The sequence below is a fragment of the Acinetobacter sp. LipI_23 genome (genome assembly GCF_058243045.1).
This window is the reverse complement of sequence record NZ_JBZAYJ010000001.1, coordinates 572,734-596,198: the sequence shown is the minus strand read 5'-3', so window position 1 is coordinate 596,198 and position 23,465 is coordinate 572,734. Positions and strand designations below refer to the sequence as shown.

The window sequence follows — 23,465 nt, the reverse complement described above, 5'->3', positions numbered from 1 at the left end:
TGTTAAAAACCTATAAATCTAAATTTTTGAATCCCCCTCTAACTCCCTCTTTTGGAAAAGAAGGAGAACCCCGAGTCATCACAAATAACTCCTCTCCTTCAAGGAGAGGCTGGGAGAGGTATAAATCTGTTTAAGCAAATTGGCGTAAGAAACGCACATCGTTTTGGTAGAACATACGTAAGTCATTGATGCCATAACGAAGCATCGCAAAACGTTCCACACCTAGACCGAAAGCAAAGCCTTTGTATTTTTCAGGATCAATCCCTGCTGCCTGCAAGACATTTGGATGTACCATGCCACAACCAAGCACTTCTAACCATTTACCACGCTCATCCATAATATCCACCTCAGCACTTGGCTCTGTGAATGGGAAATAAGATGGACGGAAACGCACTTTTAAGTCTTTTTCAAAGAATTCGTTTAATAGATTAACCAACAAACCTTTCAGTTCTGCAAAGCTGGTATTTTCAGCGACATACAGACCTTCAATTTGATGAAACATTGGCGAATGCGTTTGGTCAGAGTCACAGCGGTATACACGACCTGGACATACAATACGAATCGGGGGTTGCTGGGTTTCCATGGTACGAATCTGCACACCAGAAGTATGGGTACGTAACAAATGTGTCGCATCGAAATAGAATGTATCGTGCATTGCACGCGCAGGGTGATGCCCTGGAATATTTAAAGCTTCAAAATTGTGGTAGTCATCTTCAACTTCTGGCCCAGTTTCAATCACAAAGCCCGCTTTGGTAAAGAACTGACAAATACGCTCTTGTACTTGAGTAACGGGGTGAATACTACCAATCGTTTGACCACGACCCGGTAAAGTAATATCCACCGTTTCACTTGCAAGTTTTTGCGCCAACGCCGCTTGTTGTAATTGTGTTTGGCGTTCAGTTAAAGCACCGGTAATCGCTTCGCGGACTGCATGAATTTGCGCACCAAAATTTTTACGCTCTTCAGGGTCCATTTTACCTAAAGCTTTTGATTGCTCAGCGAGCTGGCTTTTCTTACCCGTAAACTGCACTCGTACTTGATCGAGTGTAGCAAGGTCCTCTGCTGCTGCAATCGCAGCAAGCGCTTCAGTGGTCAGGGCTTCCAGTGACATAGTAACTCTCAAAGCAACAATTTATAAAATTAATAAAACCCCATATTCTATCAGTTTTTAAGCACGTTGATGAAGCTCTACGATCAGGAAAATTTGTTTAGTACATGGTTTTATAATCAGGTTAAGATAGGGCCATCACAGAAGAGAACAACAAACGATGTCGCTTGATCCTATTTGGCAACAACAACTTACTTTAGTGACTTATGGCAATGAATATTTACGCCACAACCTAAGTTTCCAACGTTGGTTAGAACATGCCATTTTTGACCGACATTGCTTTCAGTTCCGCGACCTAAATAGCCAACATTTACTGGCTCAGCATTTTCAGGTATGGCTTGAAGCCTTAAAAAAACAAGGGGTCAAACAGCTCAGTCTGCATAGCTCAACATTGCTAGCAGATGAAAAGAACCCCAACTCAAATATTGAACTCCTCGCTACACCACATATTATTGTGAGCCATCAAGCACAGCAAAAAACTGCTTGGATTTTTGGTAAAGAACTGGCTGAGTGGTACAGCGCTGAACATGATTTTATAGTTCCAAAGGCACAACAAAGCTCAATCCGTAGCGAAAATTTATGGCGTTTTGAACTGAATCACAAACTCAGCAAACGCATTGAAGCGGATTTACAAACGCCGAAATGGGATGAAATTGAGAACTTTACCGAACAAGAACTATTTAGTGCGCCATTTGCACAAGATTTAGTAGAGCCAGAGACGGCAAACTTACCTTACTATGGGCAACAAGATGCCACAGATGCAGTCCACCGTCTCGCTCTTTTACCAACAGATTACGCTGCTGATTATGCACACCAAACGCTGTATCGTTTAGATACACTATCAGCATTGATCCAGACTAAGATTCAACATCCTTATAATGCAGAAGGCCAAGTACTCACGCCAGATGAGCAATTGAACTTACGTCATTTTGAGCAAAAGATTGATGATTTAAGTACCAAGTTTATCGTAAAAGTGGCCAATCACTATCAAACCGCGCAGCTCACACCCAAAGACACAACTACACCACTGGATGCACGTAATCATCCAACACCTAAATTAAGTGCGATAGAGAGCAAGCCTCATGAAATACACCATAAATCGGGGAAAACTGGGGTGTTTGCTTTAATCGTGATTACGATTTTGATCTGCCTAGTTGGCTATTATTTTGGCTTATAAGTTATTACCGAGATATCTAAGCGCTCCTCTCAATGAGCGCTTTTTTATGGATTCAATTTCTTTAGGCAGTAATTAGAAGATTGAAGGGCCGAATCTTGATTTGTACCTTATGCTGATTGGCATGTTGATTAATATAATGATTAACCGAAACCACCTCGCCTTCAAGCTCCGCATCAGGGCCATACATAATTTTGACTGACTCACCTTTTCTGGGAATCATTTGTAATTCCACCGTGATACTTCCCTGTCCCATCCCAGTAATTTCTGCAAGCATATCCTGCTCCTTTTCTTTTTAATCTTTTTATTTATTAGGCATCGGCCACCTTTGAGATTAAAGCAGATTTATGTAACTAAAGCTTAACGATTCATCTTGATCGCTGAGTATGCACTGATATTTTTTATTTAAACGCTATGCTTTTCAACAGCCAACTGGTCTAAAAAACGACTCACTTGTTTTGGTGTCTTTAAATGAATCCACTGTATATGTTGATATTCAGGCATCTGCATCATTTTTAAGTATTTCTGTCGGTTTTTAGCATGCGTTTTAATCATCCACCAAATAATCGAATCCCGACCAAACATCCGTAGCAAGCTTTCTCGATTATTCGAGTTTTCCCATAAATCCTGTTGCGCCCATGCCCGCTGAACCGCACGCTTCACAGAACGGTAAAGGTTGACCGGAAACGGTAAATCCAACCAAATGACAGTATCAATTTCCGCCCATTTCACAGGTATAGCGCGGGTATAGTTACCATCGATCACGTAGCCCTGTGTCGCCTTTTGTACTTCTGACTCAATCTTGGCAAAAAACACCTCATCGGGACATTCTTGCCAGTCGTCTAACCAAAACAAATTATCCAACTCGATATAATGCAAATCTAACTTTTCGGCCAAAGCTCTGGAAAATGTAGATTTGCCTGTAGCAGAGGTTCCTACAACATTGATTCTTTTCATAACCATCTACCCAAGACTCGAAAAGAGTTAAAAACTATATCTAGAAGTTTCAATACTTAAAACATTATTAGCAATAAAATTACAATTAAAGTAATAGCCTAAAAACGTAAACACCGATATTCTCTGCACCGACAAAACAATAATTTTTAGTATTTATTCAATTAGTAAAATATAGTTATCGGAATTAAAAAGTGTACCTAAATAGAGCTTATCGCCAAATTGCATTTGTGAGTTATGGAAATGAATATTTAAATGGTGCCGTTGATACAGAGATCCTAGATAGGCATCCATTATTATTCAACCATTTTCCAATATTACGTGATACTAAATACGGTACCCTTTTATGCAGTTCTGCTTCACATCTATTGAGTCGCCTGCAAGAATCTGGAGCCATAAAACTGAGCTTACATGTTGCTCAAGACTTGCATATGGAACTCAATGACTCTTCAATTTTTTATTTTTCAACAGATGAAGAAAGTTTTTGTATTGTTGTGCATTATCCTCATAATGAATATAAAGTTTGGTGGTGTTTTAAAAAGTATGCTGACATTAAATGAAGCCATTATTGATGTAAAAGAAGGTTAAGTCGAAGGCTTTAAAATGGTTTTCAAGCTTTTTGGAGAAATTGCAACTTCTTCTAAAACCACGCCTTATTCGATGCCTTATTTTGCAATTATTACCTTCAATTCCTACAGTAAACAACTTACCAATACTTTGCTTGCAGTTTTTAAAAGCAGTGATGAAACTGTCCCAATGATCACTTGCAATTCGGGTGTAGTGAATACCTAATTGTTTAAGCTTTGTCTTCAACCTTTGGACTGTAGCTAAATCTCTCTTACCCCAAACATAAGCAACAATCTCACCTGTTTCTCGATGGTAGGCGTAAATAAGCCATTGTTTATTATTTTTATTTCCAACAAAAGTCCAGAATTCATCTACTTCGAGAGATTCATAATGACTTTGTTTAGGCTGAATTTGATAGGCCGATTCAGTTAAAGTCCGTAAGACTTTACCGATACTAATGCGCTCAACTTCAGCGATATCTCGTATACCGCTGCCTCTGACCATTAACTGTAATATTTTACGAGTAATGCCAGAATTACATCCTAGATAGCTCAGAGCATGGTCACCAATAAACTGACGTTTGCAGTCTTTGCATTGGTAGTTTTGTTTCCCATCTACTTTGATGCCATTTTTCTTTATACTGTCACTGAGGCAGGTTGGACATTTGATTTCTAGAGTTATTTGCATTTCTCTATTTTATCAAAATTCAACCTGCTTTTTTTTAGCATACTTTTTGATACACCACCTAAAGTTTTAATCCATAGCGACGAAAAACCAACATGGCAAAGTTTTGATGAACATGGAAACAAAGATTTTTATGATTATTCCAATTATTACCAAAATGTAGAGGCATACACGTTACACCACCCATCCCCTCAAGCAATTTCTACTATAGAACAAGATTTAAAGCCAATCAATTGGGATACTTTTTTTAAAGACACCGAAGCATGTCTTTATTTTAATGATATGGCAAAACAATATGGCAGTTATCCAATTCCATTAGATATCAATAATTGCTATGTCGGCGATTTATTCAATGATTCTATAAAAGAGCAGTATCCGATATTTCCATTCACTATTCGAAAAAATTACGCTTCGAATTTGATAGAAAATACAGCTTTATTAGAACAACAATATTCCGCTGCATCACATTCAAAAAATGAATATTCCGATTATGTTCAAATGAATAGTAACGAAAGAGATACTTTTTCAGCAGCCTATAATCAACTGACCCTACTCCGCCCACTAATTTTTAAACACTGCGCAAATCAATATCAATTTTCAGACATTAAAAATTGTAATTACTTGTCCAATATTCCCGAAACAACAAAAGATTCTTCTTTTTCTATTGAAAAAAACACCGTTCAAATTCCGACATCCAATGATGGAGTAGAAAATACCACACACCTAAAAGACATAGAACATCAACTAGAAACAAAGAGCGTAGCTGTAAGCTCTTTTCATTTATTCAAAATCATGAAATTTTTATGGCACATCATTTGGTGTCACTGTGCATTATGGACTTTGGCTTTCTATTCCGTATCGTGGGGAAATACTTTTATACTAACGATTGCATTTTTATATGCACTTTATAAAAGCATCATTCATTCAAACAATAAAAAAGACCGCTAAAAAGCGGTCTTTTTTAAGTCTTAAAGACTTATGCAGCTAATGCATCTTTAGCTTTAGAAGCTAAAGCAGCAAATGCAACTGCGTCATGCATAGCGATGTCAGCAAGTACGCGACGGTCGATAATCACTTGAGCTTTTTTCAAGCCAGCGATCATACGGCTGTACGATAAACCATTTAGACGAGCACCAGCATTAATACGCGCAATCCATAGAGCACGGAATTGACGTTTTTTCTGACGACGGTCACGGTAAGCGTATTGACCCGCTTTGATTACTGCTTGGAACGCTACGCGATATACGCGTGAACGAGCGCCGTAGTAACCTTTAGCACGAGCAAGAATTTTTTTATGACGGCGATGAGCCTGTACACCACGTTTTACACGAGCCATTTATAATCTCCTTAGATGTATGGGCACATACGACGAACTGAAGCAACGTCACTCACGTGAACCATTACACAGCCGCGTAATTGACGAATACGCTTAGCAGATTTTTTGGTCAAAATGTGGCGTTTGAACGCTTGTTTACGCTTGAAACCGTTAGCAGTAGCTTTAAAACGCTTAGCTGCACCACGGCGAGTTTTCATCTTAGGCATAACAACCTCTTTTGAACACCTGTTCGGAACGTTTGCACCATTGCAAAACGACCTGCAGGTAAGGGAGCGAATATTCTAATCGAACTTTGTCTAAAACAAAAGCAAATAATCAACAATAAAAGCAAGCTTAGTTTATTTCCCGATAAGCTTTAAGTGATGAATTTATAACCGAGGTTTAGTCCAAGTCTTATAATGCCTCATCCATTCCATACGGTACCCTTATGAACGCTACACAGGATGCTTTTGCCGCACTCCGATACCGAGATTTCTCTATTGTTACGCTCAATCAATTTTGTCTGACGCTTGCCATTTTAATTCAGGAAATTATTGTGGCGTATTCTTTGTATAAAATTACCAAAGATCCTCTCACTTTAGGCTTGATTGGTCTGGCAGAAGCAATCCCCTTTATTGCGCTCTCCTTATGGGGTGGTTATTTTGCAGATCGCTTTAATAAGCAAACCATCATGAAAATCTGCTTATTCTTTGCCATTCCTCTGCCCTTGATTTTATGGGGGTTATTTCATGCTTATACCTTAAAGCAAATTGAACTCTCCACCCTGTCATGGGGTGTCTATGCCGTGATCTTTGGCCTAGGAACAATTCGGGGGTTCTATAATCCATCTGCAACATCACTCAAACCCTTTTTAATTCCACGAGACATTTATGCCAATGGCGCCACATGGACCACCATTGGTTGGCAAAGCGGGGTGATTATTGGGCCGATGCTCGGTGGATTTATGCTGGCATTTTTAGGCCGTGAAACCAGTTTAATTAGTGTAGCGGTACTGCTCAGCCTATGCTTCTTACTCGTCAATCTTTTAAGCAAACGCACTTTTCCTAAAATTGAAACGAAACGTGTACTACAAAGTTTAGGTGTAGGTCTTCGCTTTATTGCTAAAACTAAAATCGTCCTCTGGGCCATCTCACTCGACTTAGTTTCAGTGCTGTTCGGCGGTGTGATCGCTTTACTCCCGATCTTTGCTGAAGATATTTTGAAAATTGGGCCTGAAGGATTGGGCTATTTACGGGCAGCACCATCGATTGGTGCACTCATCACCATGATTGCGCTGACGCGTTTTCCGCCCACCCGACATGCATGGCGCAATATGCTGCTTGCTGTTGCAGGTTTTGGCCTATTCACCTTATTGTTCGCTTACTCAAACTACCTCTGGTTGTCTTTGTTTGCTCTTGCTATGACGGGTGCATGTGACAGTATTTCAGTGGTAATTCGTCAGACCATTTTACAAATTTATCCTCCTGAGAATATGCGAGGCCGTGTTGCAGCGGTAAATGGCATGTTTGTGTCGAGTAGTAATGAACTGGGAGCATTTGAGTCAGGTCTTGCAGCAAAATATTTAGGCCCTGTGATTGCAACGGTTTTTGGCGGCAGCATGACGCTCTTGGTGGTCGCACTCAGTTGGGCTAAAACCAAAGACTTATTTGGTGTAGACATCACCCAAGCCGAGCAAAAATAGTTTTAATTTAACAATATAACTTGCGAGTCTTTCTAATTCAGGAAATACTCGCAACAATTATTTAAGTCATGCGCACTGGATGCGTTATAAAAGAAATCGATCATATGAAACCACTCTTCTTGCTCGCATTATCTACACTGCCCTTTCATCTCAGTCATGCAGCTCAGCCACCATTAGAACTCACCATTCAAAAAAGTTCAGCTCAATCGGCGCATTTGACCACGCGTATTCAATGGGTAGATTTTCCCAAACCCCAATATAAAAATAGTGATTTAAACCAACAAAACCGTGCAGCGATTATTCGTGTGTATGCAGATGAAACAGGTGATGTGACCAAAGCGACAGTCCAAGAAACGACTGGAATCAAAGCTTTAGATGAAAAGCTGGTAAATGCCGTGCTTCAAGCCAAAGTAAAACCGTTTATAGAAGACGACACCGCTTTAGCTGTCATTGGTTATCAAGTTTTTAATTTAAACTTAACTCCAGATGATGTCGAAGCATGTAACTATAGCTTTGACTCAAAGAACTGGCGTGCGCAACAACAGCAGCAAAAAGTGCCTTTTCAATATCAGGCTCAACCTACGCTTGCGCTAGATTCAACGCAGTTGAATGGTCATGACCGTCAAATTAAATTTAGCTTTAAAGCCGATAAACACGGCAACATCAAGAAGCCTAAAATTATCAAAGGTTCAGGTATTTACGCGCTTGATCAACAAGTTTTACAAGCCGTTGCAAATAGCAGAGTCAGTGTTAAACGCACAGCAAGCACACTGTGGATCTATAAGAAATCTAAATTTAAAGATGCGATTGAATTCGATCTGAATGCTTGTCGTTAAAAATTTAGCGTGACACGAGTTCTCACTCACTCGTGTCATCTCTCTATATAAACTTTAAACCCATTCAGCACATATAAGCATGTGGCCAGTCGCTCTCAGTACTTGAAAATAATTAGAACTGACTAAACATCCAATATACAAAAAGATAGCGTCCGATTTTCGCAATACTCACCATCACGACAAAACGAACAAAGTTTTCTTTGAGTAATCCTGCAATGAGGGTAATCGGATCACCAATAACGGGCACCCAACTGAGCAATAAAGACCAAAAACCATATTTTTGATAAATGCCCTGCGCCTGCAACATCTTTTGCTCTGAGACGGGAAACCATTTGTTATTTTTGTATTGCTCAACTTTCAAGCCGAGCCACCAATTCACACAGCTACCTAAAATATTGCCTAGGCTGGCAACAGCAACCAACAACCACACTGAATACTGCGTCTGAGCCAACAATCCCACCAAGACTGCTTCTGACTGTAAGGGTAGCAGTGTCGCCGCCCCAAAGGCAGAAAGGAAAAGTAGTCCTAAGGCCCACACCATTTTATGATTTTAAACCCAGCTTTTTCTTGGTTGAGCTATAAGCAAAACTTGACCAGATCAATGCCAGAATCAACAAAAACCAACGTGACCATGAATACTTATCAGCAATCGGTTCAATTGCAGCGCGGAGTACCACCTGATCTTTGGTATTCAGCAGTTCAATGATTTTTTGAATGTGTACCGCTTCAGCTACAAATAGCACCAAACATCCTGCAATCCCCACAATAATACTGAGATAGATTTTAGGATTCGCTTCAATAATGCGGGTTAAATTGAGGAAAAACTCTTTTTTCATTACGCTGATGTCCAAACAACCTTTCAACAAAAAAGCCACCCATCGGTGGCTTTAAAGAATGGCTTATACCTTGAAGGCGCTAAGCTTAACACAGTTCAAGTCAGCGCTTCTGTAACTAATTCACTTGAAGCGCCAACGCACGCTGAACCGCGGGGCGCGCTTGAATACGCTCCATATAAGCCTTCACATTTGGATAGTCATTTATGTCAATTTGCTGCCACTCATAACGCAGAATCCATGGGAAAATTGCCATATCCGCTATCGAATACTCTCCAGCCACATAGTTTTGACCAAAAAGTTGCTTATCTAGTACACCATACAAGCGCTTGGTTTCATTGACATAGCGTTCAGTTGCATATGCAATACGTTCGGGAGCAAATTTACTAAAGTGATGGTTCTGTCCAAGCATTGGACCAAAACCACCCATTTGCCACATCAACCACTGCTCAACTTCAACACGAGACTGTTCATCGCTTGGATAAAACTGTCCTGTTTTACGCCCTAAATACTGCAAAATCGCTCCTGACTCAAACACAGAAATGGCTTCACCTTTAGGACCATCTTGATCCACAATCGCAGGGATTTTATTGTTGGGTGAAATGCGTAGAAAGTCGGGTTGAAACTGATCATTTTCTAAAATATTGATGGGAAAGACTTGATACTCCAAACCCATCTCTTCTAATGCGATGCTAATTTTATGTCCGTTGGGTGTTCCCCAATAGTACAAATCGATCATGTGGTTATCCTGTTACTTTTCTCGTTTTAGTTCATATTGTCGAGGTTTGATACTGTTTATAACATGATTCCAGCCTAGAAACATTAGGTTAAACTGAAATTGAAATCTTAAAATATGCATGACTAGCTTCATATAAATAGAATAATTATCAACCAAAGAGAATTTTTTAAAAAACCTTATTTTTTAATCTTGAAATTTTATAGAGCATCCAAATATTAAAAGTACAGCAAACATCCACACCAATTATTGCTGTGACAACCATGCTAATCGAGTCGCATAGGTTGCTTATTTATATCACTTTTCCTAATAGTGGAGGTTTTATCAATGAGTAATTTAAGCTTAATGCCATTATTCCGTCGTAGTATCGGTTTTGACCGTTTAAACGATTTGTTTGATCATGCAATGCTCAGTGAAGCACCACATTATCCTGCGTACAATATTGAAAAAGTCGGTGATGATCACTACCGCATTGTCGTAGCTGCGACTGGTTTTAACCAAGATGAGCTCGCGATCGATTTAGAGAATCAGGTACTTAATATTTCAGGTCAACATGCTGATCAGACCAAAGACAATCATGCTGAGTTCTTGCATAAAGGCATCACACAGCGCTCATTTAAATTATCTTTACGTTTAGATGAACACATTGAAGTACAAGAGGCCAATTATGAAAATGGTTTACTCACCATCCAGCTACGACGGATTGTTCCAGAAGAAAAAGCGCCATGCCGAATTCCAATCGGACAAAAGAAATTAACAACTGAAAACACTTCGGCATAGTCAATCTGTCTTGTCCTGAAATAGATTGACAGTATTCCACTTCAAACCGAGTTAAGCAATTAGCTCGGTTTTAGTTTGCTCATACATCTGATTCGGGGTGTTCATATTTAAACTTAAATGTGGTCTATAGTAATTATAAATCATGATAGATTCCGTAATTAAGTGATCTAACTCCTTCATGGTTTGACATCGTGTAGTTAAAAACTCCTGCTTTAATATTCCATTAATCCGCTCTGCTAATGCATTTTGATATGAGAAACACTGTTTCGCAAGGTATCCATCTGTCATGGAAGGACATATCCCATAATGGCGCAATGCCGATTGATATAGCTCAGAGCAATACTGAGAGCCTCTGTCTGAATGATGAATCATCCTAGTCGCTCGATCCGTCACATGCTGCATCGCCATATGTAGAGCCTGCATAACATTCTCCGCACGCATATCATTCGATAACTTATAACCTTTAATCTGACGGGTATAAGCATCTGTCACCAATGATAAATAATGTACGCCTTCAGCACTCTCAACATAAGTAATATCACTAACAAAGACTTCGTTGGCTTGCACTGCTGAATAATCCTTTAATAAATTTGGATGCTTCTTCATCCAATGCTTGCTATCCGTAGTTTTTGTATAGCGACGCTTGGGGCGAATCAATAAATTATGCTCTTTCAATATTTTAAATAACTGATCCCGTCCACACTTTAAACCACGCTGCAACAATTTGCCTTTAATAAGCCAATACAACTTACGTGTTCCGATACTTGGCATGAGACAACGATATTCCATAACCAACTCAAGTATTTGTTCAGTTGCTTGTGCAGTCATTTGAGCACGTTTTTCTGCTTGATAATAAGCTTGTCGGGTGATTCCCAACCACTGACAATAACGTGAAACGCTTAGTCCTCTTTGGCTTTGCCAATCTTTGAAACGTGCTCGGTATACTTTTTTCCAAGATCAGTCCCACATTCTTTATCAATGTGATAAATCACATCCTGAATAAATTCAGTTTTAAGCTTTTCTGCGGCTAACTGCTTTTCTAATTGGCGGATTCGTTGTTGGGGTGTTAATTGGCGTTTAGAAGAAGGCGGCATATTCGAAGTCCAGTCCTGTTGTCCGTGCTTGCGTAACCATACCAGCACAGTTGATCTTCCTTGAATACCATATTTTGCCTGAGCTTGTTTATAAGTAATTTGCCCTTTTTCTACTTCATGTACAACCATCATTTTAAAGGCAAAGCTATAATCACCTTGTGTACGTTTAACTCTTTGTTCTCGTTCATGTTCCATAAAATAAGCCTCTTAAAGGTGTAAACTTATTTCAGGACGGGACAATCAACAAAATAAAAAAAGCACTGCATAGGCAGTGCTTTTTTTAAGATCAATGGATCATTACTTTTTCTTTTTAGGACCAAGCAACATACCCATTTGACGACCTTCCATTTTCGGTGCTTGTTCAACTACGCCCAAGTCAGCCACATCTGCTTCAACTTTTTGAAGTTGAGCCAAACCAAGCTGTTGGTGCGCCATTTCACGACCACGGAAACGAAGAGTAATTTTTACTTTGTTGCCTTCTTCAAGGAACTTAGTAATTGCACGTAGTTTTACGTTGTAATCACCAACATCAGTACCCGGGCGGAGTTTGATTTCTTTCACCTGTACTTGATGCTGTTTTTTCTTCGCTTCTTTCTGCTTTTGCTTTAGATCAAACAAATGCTTGTTGAAGTCCATGATTTTACAAACAGGCGGTTCAGCGTTTGCTACGATCTCAACAAGATCAAGCTCAACACTTTCAGCAGCGCGTAATGCTTCTGCCAAGCTAACAATACCTTTTTGCTCACCATTTTCGTCTACAAGACGGACTTCTTTCGCACGAATTTCATCATTCAAAGCAGGACGGTTTGATTTGTTACCGCCCTGTTGATTACGGTCAGGCTGTTTAATCGCTGTTACTCCACAATGTACCGGCCGCGTTCGGCAACGGCTGCTTTTACTAGGTCAACGAAAGCGTCGATTGACATAGTACCCAAATTTGTTCCTGAGCGGGTACGCACGTTCACTGTACCTTCCTCTACCTCACGATCCCCAAGTACCAGTAAGTAAGGAATACGCTCTAATGTACGTTCACGAATCTTAAAGCCGATTTTCTCATTTCTCAAGTCTGAAATCGCACGGAGACCGTTTTCTTTAAGTTTAGCGACGACTGACTCACATGCTTCCGCTTGTGAATCGGTAATGTTCATCACACATGCTTGGATTGGTGTTAACCAAGGTGGCATAAAGCCCGCATAGTGTTCGATTAGTATACCAATAAAACGTTCAAAACTGCCAAGTATTGCACGGTGCAACATTACAGGTTGATCACGATCATTGTCTTCAGTGACATATGACGCATCTAAACGTTCTGGCAAATTGAAGTCACATTGGATTGTACCACATTGCCATACACGGCCTAAGCAGTCTTTCAGTGAGAATTCAATTTTCGGACCATAGAATGCGCCTTCACCTGGTTGAAGTTCCCACTCCAAACCAGCAGCATCTAAAGCATCTGCTAAAGATTTTTCAGCCATATCCCAAAGTGCATCATCACCCACACGTTTTTCTGGACGTGTAGACAACTTCATTTGCACGTCTTCGAAACCGAAGTCTTTATACACATCTAAAGTCAGTTGAATGAAGTCAGCCACTTCTTGACCAATTTGCTCTTTGGTACAGAAAATGTGTGCATCATCTTGCGTAAAACCACGAACACGCATAATGCCGTGCAGTGAACCCGATGGTTCGTTACGGTGACAAGAACCAAACTCAGCCAAACGAATTGGCAAATCACGGTATGATTTTAAACCTTGGTTGAACACTTGTACGTGACAAGGACAGTTCATCGGTTTAATTGCATAGTTACGACTTTCTGAATGCGTCGTGAACATACCATCCGCATAGTTTGCAGCATGGCCTGATTTTTCCCAAAGCGTGAAATCAACCACTTGCGGGGTACGAATTTCGAGGTAACCATTATCTTGTTGTACTTTGCGCATGTATTGTTCAAGTACTTGATAAATGGTCCAACCGTTTGGATGCCAGAACACCATACCTGGTGCTTCTTCTTGCATATGGAACAGGTCTAAAGCTTTACCAATTTTACGGTGGTCACGCTTTTCAGCTTCTTCAATACGTTTGATATAAGCTGCAAGCTGTTTTTTGTCTGCCCACGCTGTACCATAAATACGTTGTAACTGTTCATTCTTCGCATCCCCGCGCCAATAAGCGCCTGACATTTTAGTCAGTTTGAATGCTTTTAAAAATTTAGTATTTGGCACGTGTGGACCACGGCACATATCCAAATAATCTTGATGGTAGTACAAGCCCATTTCTGTTTCTTCAGGCATGTCTGCAATCAAGCGTAATTTATAATCTTCACCACGCGCTGTGAATTCTGCAATCACCTCATCACGTGGTGTCATTTTTTTGATGACATCATAGTCTTGATCGATGAGCTTTTTCATGCGCTCTTCAATGGCTAGCATGTCTTCTGGCGTAAATGGCTTTGCGCTAAAAATATCGTAATAGAAGCCATCTTCAATGACAGGACCAATCACCATTTTCGCTTCAGGGAACAATTGCTTAACCGCATGTCCCACCAAGTGAGCGCAAGAGTGACGAATGATTTCGACACCTTCTTCGTCTTTAGGCGTAATAATTTGAAGGCTGGCATCCGTGGTAATCAAGTCAGATGCATCAACTAAACGACCATCGACTTTTCCTGCAACTGTATTTTTCGCAAGACCCGGACCGATGCTCAGTGCAACGTCCATCACAGATACAGCTTGATCAAATTGTTTTTGATCGCCATTTGGCAAAGTGATAATTGGCATAAAAAATCCTTAAGGAGTGATGCCCCGTACCATGGAGCATATCACCGCGAGATTATGATCGAGGTAAAACCTCAAAAGATAAAAACGGTGGATAAATAAAATCAGTCGAATTTTACACGTGTTATCCACAGGATTAAACCTTTTCCCCTATAAAATTCACGTTTCAGCGCATTTTGAATTTATTTGCCAGTCCCACAGCATCACTAAAATGAGGGAATTGATGTGCCGCAATCCTTATCGCTACATTTTATAATGACTCTATCGGTCACTTTTTATTGAACAATACAGCAACACAAGCATACACATTTTGCTTAAAAAGCAGGCTAAAATCTAACTAAAAGGGTTTATATCGCACAGAATCCATAGATTCAGTTTAGATAAACTAAACAAAAAAAATTCAATAAATTCATCTAAAAAGAGCAACTCGACTAAAGCATAAATGCAAGATGGCTGAAAAATGCATATCTTTTAATCAATGGAAAAATAATACTGAATTTGGAGTGATCAACATGGTGAGTGCTTATGATGAGTTACCAAGAACCCCCGCAAACTTTGTGGCTTTGTCACCGCTGCGTTATTTAGAACGAGCTGCTTATATTTACCCTCATCAAGATGCCATCATTCATGGGCACCGCCATATTTCATGGCGTGAAACTTACCTTCGCTGCTGCCAATTTGCCTCACAATTACAAAAACTGGGAATCACAAAAAACGATACTGTCTCTGTTTTGCTGCCCAATGTCCCTGCAATGATCGAAGCACATTTTGCAGTCCCAATGGCAGGTGCTGTCCTCAACACATTGAACACGCGCTTAGATGCCAAAACCATCGCATTTATGCTTGATCATGCAGAAACCAAAGTCTTATTGGTGGATCCAGAGTTTGCATCGGTTGCACAAGAAGCCTTGGCTTTGGTCGGACGCGATATTTTCGTGATTGATGTAGATGATGCTGAGTACGAAAACTGTTTTGCAGCCCCGATTGGGCAAATCGAGTATGAAGACTGGTTAACCGAAGGCGATGACAACTTTGAATGGCATTTACCTCAAGATGAATGGGATGCCATTAGCCTTAACTACACCTCTGGCACCACAGGCAACCCAAAAGGCGTGGTTTATCACCACCGTGGCGCTTATATCAATGCAGCCAGTAACATCATTGCTTGCGGCATGACACCACGTGCGACCTACTTGTGGACCTTACCTTTATTCCACTGTAACGGCTGGTGCTTTGCATGGACCATGGCAGCCAATGGGGGTACCAATATCTGTTTACGTAAAATTGACCCTGAACTCATTTTCAAAGTCATCGCTGAGCATAAAGTCGATTATTTCTGTGGTGCGCCGATTGTATTATCAATGCTGATCAACACCCCTGAAGAGCAACGGATCCACTTTGAGCATCGCGTTGAAGTGATGGTGGCAGGTGCTGCACCTCCTGCTGCAATCATTGAAGGCATGCGCCATATTGGTATAAATGTCACCCATGTTTATGGACTGACTGAAACCTATGGACCTTCTGCGCTTTGTGCCTCTCAAGCGGGTTGGTCTGACTTATCTATTCAGGAACAAGCGCAGTTGCACTCACGCCAAGGTGTACCTTACCCACTGCAAGATGGTATGAAAGTGCTGGATCCAGACACGATGCAACCTGTACCGCATGACGGTCAAACTATGGGTGAAATTATGTTCCGAGGTAACATTGTGATGAAAGGTTATCTCAAAAACCCTGAAGCCACGGCAGAAGCCTTTGCTGGTGGTTGGTTCCATACAGGCGATCTTGCCGTTTGCCAACCTGATGGCTATGCCAAAATTACTGACCGCTCTAAAGATGTCATTATTTCTGGAGGTGAGAATATTTCATCACTAGAAGTTGAAGAAATTCTCTATCAACATCCTGCTATTTTAACGGCTGCGGTGGTCGCGAAGCCCGATCCTCGCTGGCAAGAAGTGCCCTGTGCATTTATTGAACTCAAAGCAGGTAAAGAAACCACGCCTGAGGAAATCATTGAATTCTGTAAGCAACATCTGGCACGTTTTAAAGTCCCGAAAGATGTAGTGATTACAGAAATTCCAAAAACGTCGACAGGCAAGTTACAGAAATTTGTCCTACGTGATTGGGCCAAAGAGCGTGCAACACGCGAGTTTAGCTAAACAATCAGCAGTCTACTCAAGCAAATATTCTCACATAAAAAAGCGATCTTGAAGGTCGCTTTTTTATGTCTAAATGGCTTAATTATCTGAAATTAAAGCCACTTGCTGAATGTAGTTAAACAACTTCAAACGCGAAGCTTTAAGTTGTTCTTCATCAGCCTGCTGTTTCATATCACGGTGAATACGCAATACATGCTGACGAATGGTATGACGTTCCGCGGCATTATAAGTTTTGGAAAACTCATTAATGACCACATCACCATCTTTGATCATACGATCAACCCAACGCTGCAATTGAGCGGTTTTTTTCGCGCCTTGTTGCGGTGTCAAATAAGACAAAATCACCGTTTCATCTTCATTACGCAACAACTTACCAATACGTAAAAATTGGCGACGACGAGCTTCATTTGATGTAATCAGTTTCACATCCAAAAGGGCTTCAATCAAACGCTCTTCAACAGGTAAGTTTTGAATTTGTTTAGTGTTCAACTCTGCAAGTTGAGAACCCAAAGATGCCATACGTTGTACGGCTTTTTTCTGTTCAGTTTTACTTGCACGTCCTTCTAAAGATTCAAAGTCTTCTTCAGTAAAACTATGCGGTCGACGTGCCACGATTAATCTGCCTCGTAAAATTTTGCTGCAAATAGTGCCTGAATCTCAGATAAAGCTTGTTCTTCATCTGCGCCTTCAAGCACCAAGCGTAAAGTGGTGCCCTTTCCTGCGCCTAGCATCAGGAGGGACATAATATTTTTGGCATCCACCAATTTGTCTCCTTTTCCAATTTGGATTGAAGAACGGAATTTGGTGGTCACTTCAATGAGCTTGCCAGATGCACGCGCATGTAACCCTAGTTTATTAATTACGTCAACAGTTGTGTCAATCATGCCCAGTGCTTCATTTCTCGATGGAGGACCTGAATAGACCATTTTGCCTCAAGGGCTTTTTTTAGTCTATCCACAATATATACAGAGCGATGCTGCCCACCCGTACAACCAATTGACACGGTCATATAGTGACGATGCCCTTCAGCAAAAGCTGGTAACCATTTATCTAAAAACTTATAAATATCTTGGAACATTTCGTGGGTTTGCTCACTTTGTTCCAAAAATTTTTGCACAGGGGCATCCAGTCCAGAATACTTCCGCAGTTCTAAATCCCAATGGGGATTGGGTAAATGTCGAACATCAAATACATAGTCAGCATCTAACGGAATGCCATGTTTAAAGCCGAAAGACTGCAAAATCAAAATCAGGTTATCTGACTGCCCCAACTTTGACAGTAAGGTATGCTTTAAATCGTGCACACTTTTATCGGTGGTATCAATATGCACAGTTGAGCGCAAATTAATCGGCAATAAAAGGGTTTTCTCTTCTTGAATACACTGGTTCAAACTTTGAAAGCGTGTCGCCAACGGATGTGGACGACGTGAAGCACTAAAGCGCGCAATCAACTCTTGGTCACGCGTGGTCAAATAAATAATATCGACCGTACCATGCCTTTGCAATTGTTCAAACACCAAGTCGAACTCTTGCAAATCTGCACGTGTACTGCGTACATCCACACCAAGCGCCAACTGCTCAAGGTTATTTTCCCGATCCAGCTTAGCCACAATCTCTGGGAGTAAGGCCAAAGGCAAATTATCAATACAGTAATAACCAAGGTCTTCCAATACTTGTAATGCAGAGGATTTACCTGAACCAGACTGTCCTGTAACAATTAAAATGCGCTTCATCTTAATCCTTTGAGAGGTGAGCTTGACTAAATATGTTTCACTTTCAAGTTATCAATTAAACGAGTTGCCCCGAGTTTTGCCGCAACAAAAAGCACCACATCTTGATCAAACGCATCCAATTTCTGCAATGCAGGTGTGCGTGCTTCCACATAATCCAAAACAAAGCCAGCCTGTGTCAATGTCGCCTTTATATTTGCTAACACATCCACTAAATCGGTACCAGTTTGTAGCGACTGTTCTGCCGCTTTTAAACTTTGATAAATGGTCGGTGCTTTTTGACGATTTTCTTCGCTTAAATAACCATTACGGGAACTTAAAGCCAAACCATCTTCTGCACGTGCAATTGCCACACCCATTACCTCAAGCGGCATATTCAAATCACGAACAAACTGACGAATCACAGCCAACTGTTGATAGTCTTTTTCACCAAAGAAAGCAAAATTAGGTTGCACAATATTGAACAATTTCGTCACCACAACGGCGACACCATCAAAATGACCTGGGCGTTGTAGACCACACAAATCATTGGTGATATCTGAAACAGTAATATTGGTCAAACGTGGACTGTTGCCATACATTTGCTCAACCGATGGTGCAAACACGATGTCACAACCAACCTCGGCCAACAAGCGCTGATCTTGTTCCAAGGTGCGTGGGTAACTATCAAAATCTTCATTGGGTCCAAATTGAATAGGATTCACAAAAATACTGACTACAACCACATCACAGAGTTTTTTCGCTTCGCGCACAAGGTTCAAATGCCCCTGATGCAAATTCCCCATGGTCGGGACGAAACCAATACTTTTTCGAGCCGTTCGCGCAGGGTTCAATGATGCTGATAGGCCTTGGATCGTGGTTTCAGTTTTCATGTTTTACAGCTCGACTTGGAATGTTTGTTCTTTCGCAGGGAATGAGCTATCAAGCACCGCTGCATGGTATGCCTTGAACGCATCCAAAATCGCCGTTTCCCCTGCTTGTTCTTTCATAAAGTTACGCACAAATTTTGCAACACGACCAAAAGTCAGTCCAAGCATGTCTTGTACTACCAAGACTTGACCATCGGTATCCACACCTGCGCCAATGCCAATGACAGGTACATGTGGGAACAACTCACTAATTTCTTTACCGAGCTGCGCAGGCACACACTCTAATAACAGCACCGCAGCACCCGCATCAACCACCGCTTGGCAGTCCGCAATTAATTGGTCTGCCGCTTCACGTGTGCGTGCTTGTAATTTATAGCCACCAAACACATGTACAGACTGTGGGGTTAAACCTAAGTGTACACATACAGGAATACCGTTGCGTGTCAAAACCTGAACCGTTTCAGCCAGCCATGCTCCACCTTCGACTTTGACCATTTGCGCGCCCGCTTGCATCACTACTTTTGAGCTTTGCAAAGCATCATTTAAGGTGGCATAGCTCATAAAAGGTAAGTCAGTCATGATCAAGGCATGCTGGTTACCACGGCGTACAGCTGCGGTATGGTAAGCCATATCTTCAACTGTAACAGGCAAAGTGGAATCACGACCTTGAATGGCCATACCTAGCGAATCGCCAATTAAAATGGTATCAATTTCAGCAAGTTCCATTGCCTTTGCCATACTTGCATCATAGCAAGTCAGGCAGGAAAATTTGCGACCTTCTGCTTTAAATTTTCTTAAGTCATTTAAACTAATCATCAAACTATTCCTTTCAACATCTTTAGCTCGGCTAAATTAAATCTCTGCCCAATTGCCTGCATCCAGCACGCTCAACGTGGGTTGTTGTACAACAGGCAACTGTTTCAACGCAATACCATCAATGTGTAAATTGGGGTCTAAATCAAGCAATGGAATCAACACAAAATCACGCTCCATCACACCGACATGTGGCACAGTTAAGCGTTCATGCTGAATTTTCTCTTCTGCATAGATCAGTAAATCTAAATCTAAAGTACGTTCACCCCAATGGCGTAAACGTACACGTCCCGACTCTTGTTCAAAACGTTGCAATTCATCCAGCAAGGCCAACGGCGCCAAGTTTGTGCTGAGTTGCACCACGGCATTTAAATAATTGGGTTGGTCTTGCGGCCCCATCGGTGGGCTTTGATACAGCTTGGAGATCTTCACATCGCCAAGACTGGCCAACTTGTGCACCGCTTCAGTCAAAATCACTTTAGAGTCGCCTAAGTTGCTACCTAGACCAATGTACGTGACGATGCTCATTGTGTCGGCCCAAAAATCACGCTGCTTAAATCACGCTGAACACGTTTACGTTTTAAAATTGGGTGGTCTGCACCAATCTCGGTTGAGCTATGACCTGCTCCCGTACCAATCTGGGTACGAGCTTCAGCGTGTTGCTTCGGTTTACGTGCACGACGACTGCGCGATTCTTGCTCTTGCACCAAAGGCTCAATTTCATGACTTACCGTTTTAGCAATTGCTGCTTCTTCAGCACTTGCTTTACCGCTGCGACGTGATTTTGCACGTTGGCGGTTATATTGGCTGATAGCACGTTCTTTTTCATCGGTGCTCATCAACTGATAGGCATCCCACCACTGTCCCATGCCGAGCGTACCCTCATCACCGGATTTTTCGCGAAGCAACAAGAAGTCAAAGCCTGCACGGAAACGTGCATGGCTAGATAAGGCTTGAATTTGCTGTGCTTTCGGGTTGAGTAAACGCGTTTGCATTTCCCACACTTCACGAATAAAGGTTTCGGCAAAGCGCGGAATAATAGTCCGCGTGGCTTGGCGTTTTAATACATCAAGTCCTGCTTGTGCACGAGCTTCAGCTGCAACCACACCTTTACCACTATAAAACTCACAACGCTCTAAGAACGGTTGCCATAACAACACCGCATAGAAAAATGCTGGGTTGATGGTTTTGCCCACTTGAATACGCTGATCGGTATTTTTAGCGGCACGTTCAATAAATGGGGTGATATTCGGTTGGATATCTGCAAATAACTGCTTCCAAATGCCGAAATCGATCAACATTGGCAATACACGATTTAAATGTCCCATCGTGAATAACTTCTGAGATTCATCATATAAACGGTGCGGCGAAACATCACGCAGTAACTGCGTCATTTCCAAGGTAAAAACGTCAAGAATTTGCTGATCAATTGAGAAACCTAATTTTGCAGCAAAACGTAATGTCCGCAGCATTCGCACAGGATCTTCTTCAAAACGCGTTTGTGCATCGCCCAGTAGACGTAAGGTTTTATTTTTAATGTCATCCACAGCATGACAGAAATCTAAGACAACGCCCTTACGTGGCTGATAGTACATCGCATTAATTGAAAAGTCGCGGCGGGCAAAGTCTTGCTCAATTGTGCCCCAATTGTTATCACGCAAAATCATGCCTTGTGCAGAGGTGACTTCTTTCTTCGGCGGTGCACGGAAAGTTGCCACTTCAACCAACTCACGACCTGAATAGACATGAGCCAGCTCAAAACGGCGTCCGATAATACGGCAACGTCGTCCGAAAACTTCTTTTACCTGTGACGGTGTTGCATTGGTCACTGCATCAAAATCTTTGGGATTTAGGCCAAGCATCATGTCGCGGACACCGCCACCGACGATATACGCTTCATAGCCTGCCTTAGTTAATGCATCGATCACATCTAAAATGTAAGAAGGTAATTGAGCGGTTGATAAACCACATTTTGACGCGCGCAAAGTTTGCAAAAGCCGCTGTCTCCTACGCCTAAACGTAAAATTCTAAGATGACGCTAATCATATATCTAACACAATCAAAGGGCAATTTGATTATCGAAAGCAAAGCAGGATTCTGATCAATTCACCAATAAATGACACCGCTTTTTTCACAAGCCCAAACGAGTTTTATTTTTTGCAAAAATTGCCGGTCCAATCCCGCGCACCTGTTGTAGTTCATCTATGGTCTTAAATGGCCCTTGTTTCTGGCGATAGGCCACAATTGCCTGTGCCTTTTTTAAACCCACACCCTGAAGCTGCTGTAATTGATCGACACTGGCTTGATTTAAACTAATTTTATTTGCGCTCAACACAGGTTGAGCCTGAACAGGAGACACAGCACGTTTCACGCTCTTTGGCGCTTGAATACGATCATCCCACGCCTGCTGCTCTGCTTTCCAGTTCAGGTAGTTCTGATCAAAAGACTGTGCATAACTACTGGGTACCCAAGCCAGTAGACTCAGTAATAACAACGCAATGATCAACAAACTTACTTTTATTTTTATCAATTCAAGCCACCATTTTTATTATTTCAGTTGTAATTTGGCTTGCTCCCACAGTTGATCCATTTCTTCTAAGGACATCTGCTCAATCTTTTTTTGTTGTTGCAAAGCTTGATCTTCAATGAAAGCAAAACGAGTACGAAATTTATGAATCGTACTCAAAAGCGACATTTCGCTTGAGACGCCCAGTTTACGTCCAACATTGATCATTGAAAATAAACAATCGCCAAATTCATCCGCTATTTCATCGGAATTTTGCTGTTGAACCGCATGTTTCAATTCAGCTAATTCTTCTTCAAGCTTGGTATAAGCGCCTGCTACATCAGGAAAGTCAAAACCGATTTGTGCTGCATTTTTTTGAATCTGTTCCGCTTGTTGTAAGGCTGGACCATGTTTGATGCTGTCTAATCGTGACTGTGCCTTACCCTGCTTTTCCTGTTGTTTAATTTGCTTCCAAAGCTCGCCTACATCTTCGGCAGACAAAGCTGAAAACTGCTGTGCTTGAAAGACATGGGGATGACGACGAATCAGTTTTTCTGTGATGGCATGAACCACATCTTGAAAATTAAAAGCCCCTTGCTCGGCATACATCTGTGACTGGAACACCACCTGTAACAGTAAATCCCCCAACTCATCGCGTACCTCATCAGCTTTACCTGAACGCACAGCGGCTTCAACTTCATAAGCCTCTTCAATAGCATAGCGGGTTAAACTTTCTGGGGTTTGCTGTTGATCCCATGGACACTTTTCACGTAATTCACGCATCACGTTCAGCAATTGTTCCATGTTTATCTCTCTTCAAAAATCATATTGATAA

28 protein-coding genes are annotated in these 23,465 nt (G+C 41.4%); 7 read left to right on the top strand and 21 right to left on the bottom strand.

Features of this window, described 5'->3' with window-relative positions; all coding sequences use genetic code 11:
* Positions 1-130 precede the first annotated feature (130 nt).
* A complete protein-coding gene (pheS, locus tag AC4CVD_RS02895) occupies positions 131-1,111 on the bottom strand; it encodes a phenylalanine--tRNA ligase subunit alpha (protein WP_004979194.1) in 981 nt (326 codons plus the stop codon).
* Positions 1,112-1,268: 157 nt separating this feature from the next.
* Here pheS and AC4CVD_RS02890 point away from each other — a divergent pair, with 157 nt between their 5' ends.
* Entirely contained in the window at positions 1,269-2,285 is a 1,017-nt protein-coding gene (locus tag AC4CVD_RS02890; protein ID WP_078388713.1) for a hypothetical protein, read from the top strand.
* A gap of 61 nt (positions 2,286-2,346) precedes the next feature.
* Here the strand turns inward: AC4CVD_RS02890 and AC4CVD_RS02885 are convergent, their stop codons facing one another.
* Positions 2,347-2,559, bottom strand: coding sequence for a KOW domain-containing RNA-binding protein (locus AC4CVD_RS02885; protein ID WP_004692273.1), 213 nt, complete (start codon positions 2,557-2,559; stop codon positions 2,347-2,349).
* A gap of 128 nt (positions 2,560-2,687) precedes the next feature.
* Entirely contained in the window at positions 2,688-3,239 is a 552-nt protein-coding gene (locus tag AC4CVD_RS02880) for a P-loop NTPase family protein (RefSeq protein ID WP_490751977.1), read from the bottom strand.
* Between the two features lie 191 nt (positions 3,240-3,430).
* On the opposite strand from AC4CVD_RS02880, the gene AC4CVD_RS02875 reads away from it, so the two are divergent.
* Positions 3,431-3,796: a hypothetical protein gene (locus AC4CVD_RS02875; protein WP_490751975.1), complete on the top strand. Its 366-nt coding sequence runs from the start codon at positions 3,431-3,433 to the stop codon at positions 3,794-3,796.
* On the opposite strand, the gene AC4CVD_RS02870 is transcribed toward AC4CVD_RS02875, so the two are convergent.
* On the bottom strand, positions 3,789-4,490 hold the full coding sequence (locus AC4CVD_RS02870) for an IS1 family transposase (RefSeq protein WP_005005861.1): 702 nt from the start codon (positions 4,488-4,490) through the stop codon (positions 3,789-3,791). The two genes, AC4CVD_RS02875 and AC4CVD_RS02870, sit on opposite strands and share 8 nt — an antisense overlap.
* On the opposite strand from AC4CVD_RS02870, the gene AC4CVD_RS02865 reads away from it, so the two are divergent.
* Positions 4,485-5,435 (top strand): hypothetical protein, encoded by a 951-nt coding sequence (locus AC4CVD_RS02865; RefSeq protein ID WP_490751973.1) that lies wholly within the window; start codon positions 4,485-4,487, stop codon positions 5,433-5,435. The two genes, AC4CVD_RS02870 and AC4CVD_RS02865, sit on opposite strands and share 6 nt — an antisense overlap.
* 28 nt (positions 5,436-5,463) lie before the next feature.
* Here the strand turns inward: AC4CVD_RS02865 and rplT are convergent, their stop codons facing one another.
* Together rplT and rpmI are read right to left on the bottom strand one after the other, a co-directional pair.
* A complete protein-coding gene (rplT, locus tag AC4CVD_RS02860) occupies positions 5,464-5,823 on the bottom strand; it encodes a 50S ribosomal protein L20 (protein WP_004692276.1) in 360 nt (119 codons plus the stop codon).
* Positions 5,824-5,834: 11 nt separating this feature from the next.
* Positions 5,835-6,029 carry a 50S ribosomal protein L35 gene (gene rpmI, locus AC4CVD_RS02855; protein WP_004278281.1) on the bottom strand — a complete coding sequence of 65 codons (195 nt, stop codon included), beginning with the start codon at positions 6,027-6,029 and terminating at the stop codon, positions 5,835-5,837.
* 221 nt (positions 6,030-6,250) lie between these two features.
* On the opposite strand from rpmI, the gene AC4CVD_RS02850 reads away from it, so the two are divergent.
* Together AC4CVD_RS02850 and AC4CVD_RS02845 are read left to right on the top strand one after the other, a co-directional pair.
* On the top strand, positions 6,251-7,504 hold the full coding sequence (locus AC4CVD_RS02850; RefSeq protein WP_004979186.1) for an MFS transporter: 1,254 nt from the start codon (positions 6,251-6,253) through the stop codon (positions 7,502-7,504).
* Between the two features lie 104 nt (positions 7,505-7,608).
* On the top strand, positions 7,609-8,340 hold the full coding sequence (locus AC4CVD_RS02845) for an energy transducer TonB (RefSeq protein ID WP_004979184.1): 732 nt from the start codon (positions 7,609-7,611) through the stop codon (positions 8,338-8,340).
* Between the two features lie 112 nt (positions 8,341-8,452).
* Here the strand turns inward: AC4CVD_RS02845 and AC4CVD_RS02840 are convergent, their stop codons facing one another.
* The 3 genes from AC4CVD_RS02840 to AC4CVD_RS02830 form a co-directional block, all read right to left on the bottom strand.
* Positions 8,453-8,881, bottom strand: coding sequence for a YqaA family protein (locus AC4CVD_RS02840; RefSeq protein ID WP_490751971.1), 429 nt, complete (start codon positions 8,879-8,881; stop codon positions 8,453-8,455).
* 1 nt (position 8,882) lies between these two features.
* The gene (locus AC4CVD_RS02835; protein ID WP_004979180.1) at positions 8,883-9,176 is read right to left on the bottom strand and encodes a hypothetical protein; all 294 of its coding nucleotides are present in this window, start codon (positions 9,174-9,176) and stop codon (positions 8,883-8,885) included.
* A gap of 115 nt (positions 9,177-9,291) precedes the next feature.
* Complete coding sequence (locus AC4CVD_RS02830) at positions 9,292-9,912, bottom strand: glutathione S-transferase family protein (RefSeq protein ID WP_004692287.1); 621 nt, start codon at positions 9,910-9,912, stop codon at positions 9,292-9,294.
* A 324-nt stretch (positions 9,913-10,236) separates the two neighbouring features.
* On the opposite strand from AC4CVD_RS02830, the gene AC4CVD_RS02825 reads away from it, so the two are divergent.
* Positions 10,237-10,689 (top strand): Hsp20 family protein, encoded by a 453-nt coding sequence (locus AC4CVD_RS02825; protein ID WP_004692288.1) that lies wholly within the window; start codon positions 10,237-10,239, stop codon positions 10,687-10,689.
* Positions 10,690-10,740: 51 nt separating this feature from the next.
* On the opposite strand, the gene AC4CVD_RS02820 is transcribed toward AC4CVD_RS02825, so the two are convergent.
* The 3 genes from AC4CVD_RS02820 to thrS form a co-directional block, all read right to left on the bottom strand.
* Positions 10,741-11,978 (bottom strand): IS3 family transposase gene (locus AC4CVD_RS02820; RefSeq protein ID WP_101495500.1). Its coding sequence is split into 2 segments (ribosomal slippage): positions 10,741-11,642 and positions 11,642-11,978, totalling 1,239 coding nucleotides; the frame shifts between segments, so codons are not numbered across the junction.
* A 102-nt stretch (positions 11,979-12,080) separates the two neighbouring features.
* Positions 12,081-12,632, bottom strand: a complete 552-nt coding sequence (gene infC, locus AC4CVD_RS02815; protein WP_078425166.1) for a translation initiation factor IF-3 — start codon at positions 12,630-12,632, stop codon at positions 12,081-12,083.
* A 5-nt stretch (positions 12,633-12,637) separates the two neighbouring features.
* Positions 12,638-14,560 (bottom strand): threonine--tRNA ligase, encoded by a 1,923-nt coding sequence (gene thrS, locus AC4CVD_RS02810; RefSeq protein WP_005400751.1) that lies wholly within the window; start codon positions 14,558-14,560, stop codon positions 12,638-12,640.
* Positions 14,561-15,069: 509 nt separating this feature from the next.
* Here thrS and AC4CVD_RS02805 point away from each other — a divergent pair.
* Positions 15,070-16,713, top strand: a complete 1,644-nt coding sequence (locus AC4CVD_RS02805; RefSeq protein ID WP_490751969.1) for an acyl-CoA synthetase — start codon at positions 15,070-15,072, stop codon at positions 16,711-16,713.
* 78 nt (positions 16,714-16,791) lie between these two features.
* Here the strand turns inward: AC4CVD_RS02805 and yjgA are convergent, their stop codons facing one another.
* From yjgA to mazG, 9 genes are all read right to left on the bottom strand, one after another.
* The gene (gene yjgA, locus AC4CVD_RS02800; RefSeq protein WP_005400753.1) at positions 16,792-17,325 is read right to left on the bottom strand and encodes a ribosome biogenesis factor YjgA; all 534 of its coding nucleotides are present in this window, start codon (positions 17,323-17,325) and stop codon (positions 16,792-16,794) included.
* A gap of 2 nt (positions 17,326-17,327) precedes the next feature.
* The gene (locus AC4CVD_RS02795) at positions 17,328-17,597 is read right to left on the bottom strand and encodes an HPr family phosphocarrier protein (RefSeq protein WP_010325935.1); all 270 of its coding nucleotides are present in this window, start codon (positions 17,595-17,597) and stop codon (positions 17,328-17,330) included.
* Positions 17,594-18,445 carry an RNase adapter RapZ gene (rapZ, locus tag AC4CVD_RS02790; protein ID WP_004692298.1) on the bottom strand — a complete coding sequence of 284 codons (852 nt, stop codon included), beginning with the start codon at positions 18,443-18,445 and terminating at the stop codon, positions 17,594-17,596. The genes AC4CVD_RS02795 and rapZ overlap by 4 nt, the downstream gene beginning before the upstream one ends.
* 26 nt (positions 18,446-18,471) lie before the next feature.
* Positions 18,472-19,314 carry a pantoate--beta-alanine ligase gene (panC, locus tag AC4CVD_RS02785; RefSeq protein ID WP_490751967.1) on the bottom strand — a complete coding sequence of 281 codons (843 nt, stop codon included), beginning with the start codon at positions 19,312-19,314 and terminating at the stop codon, positions 18,472-18,474.
* A 3-nt stretch (positions 19,315-19,317) separates the two neighbouring features.
* A complete protein-coding gene (panB, locus tag AC4CVD_RS02780) occupies positions 19,318-20,127 on the bottom strand; it encodes a 3-methyl-2-oxobutanoate hydroxymethyltransferase (RefSeq protein ID WP_004692301.1) in 810 nt (269 codons plus the stop codon).
* Between the two features lie 36 nt (positions 20,128-20,163).
* Positions 20,164-20,652, bottom strand: a complete 489-nt coding sequence (gene folK / locus AC4CVD_RS02775) for a 2-amino-4-hydroxy-6-hydroxymethyldihydropteridine diphosphokinase (RefSeq protein ID WP_004692303.1) — start codon at positions 20,650-20,652, stop codon at positions 20,164-20,166.
* Positions 20,649-22,118: a polynucleotide adenylyltransferase PcnB gene (gene pcnB / locus AC4CVD_RS02770; RefSeq protein WP_114836793.1), complete on the bottom strand. Its 1,470-nt coding sequence runs from the start codon at positions 22,116-22,118 to the stop codon at positions 20,649-20,651. The genes folK and pcnB overlap by 4 nt, the downstream gene beginning before the upstream one ends.
* A 137-nt stretch (positions 22,119-22,255) precedes the next feature.
* On the bottom strand, positions 22,256-22,654 hold the full coding sequence (locus tag AC4CVD_RS02765; protein WP_114836792.1) for a ComEA family DNA-binding protein: 399 nt from the start codon (positions 22,652-22,654) through the stop codon (positions 22,256-22,258).
* Between the two features lie 18 nt (positions 22,655-22,672).
* A complete protein-coding gene (gene mazG / locus AC4CVD_RS02760) occupies positions 22,673-23,434 on the bottom strand; it encodes a nucleoside triphosphate pyrophosphohydrolase (protein ID WP_114836791.1) in 762 nt (253 codons plus the stop codon).
* Positions 23,435-23,465: the final 31 nt, after the last annotated feature.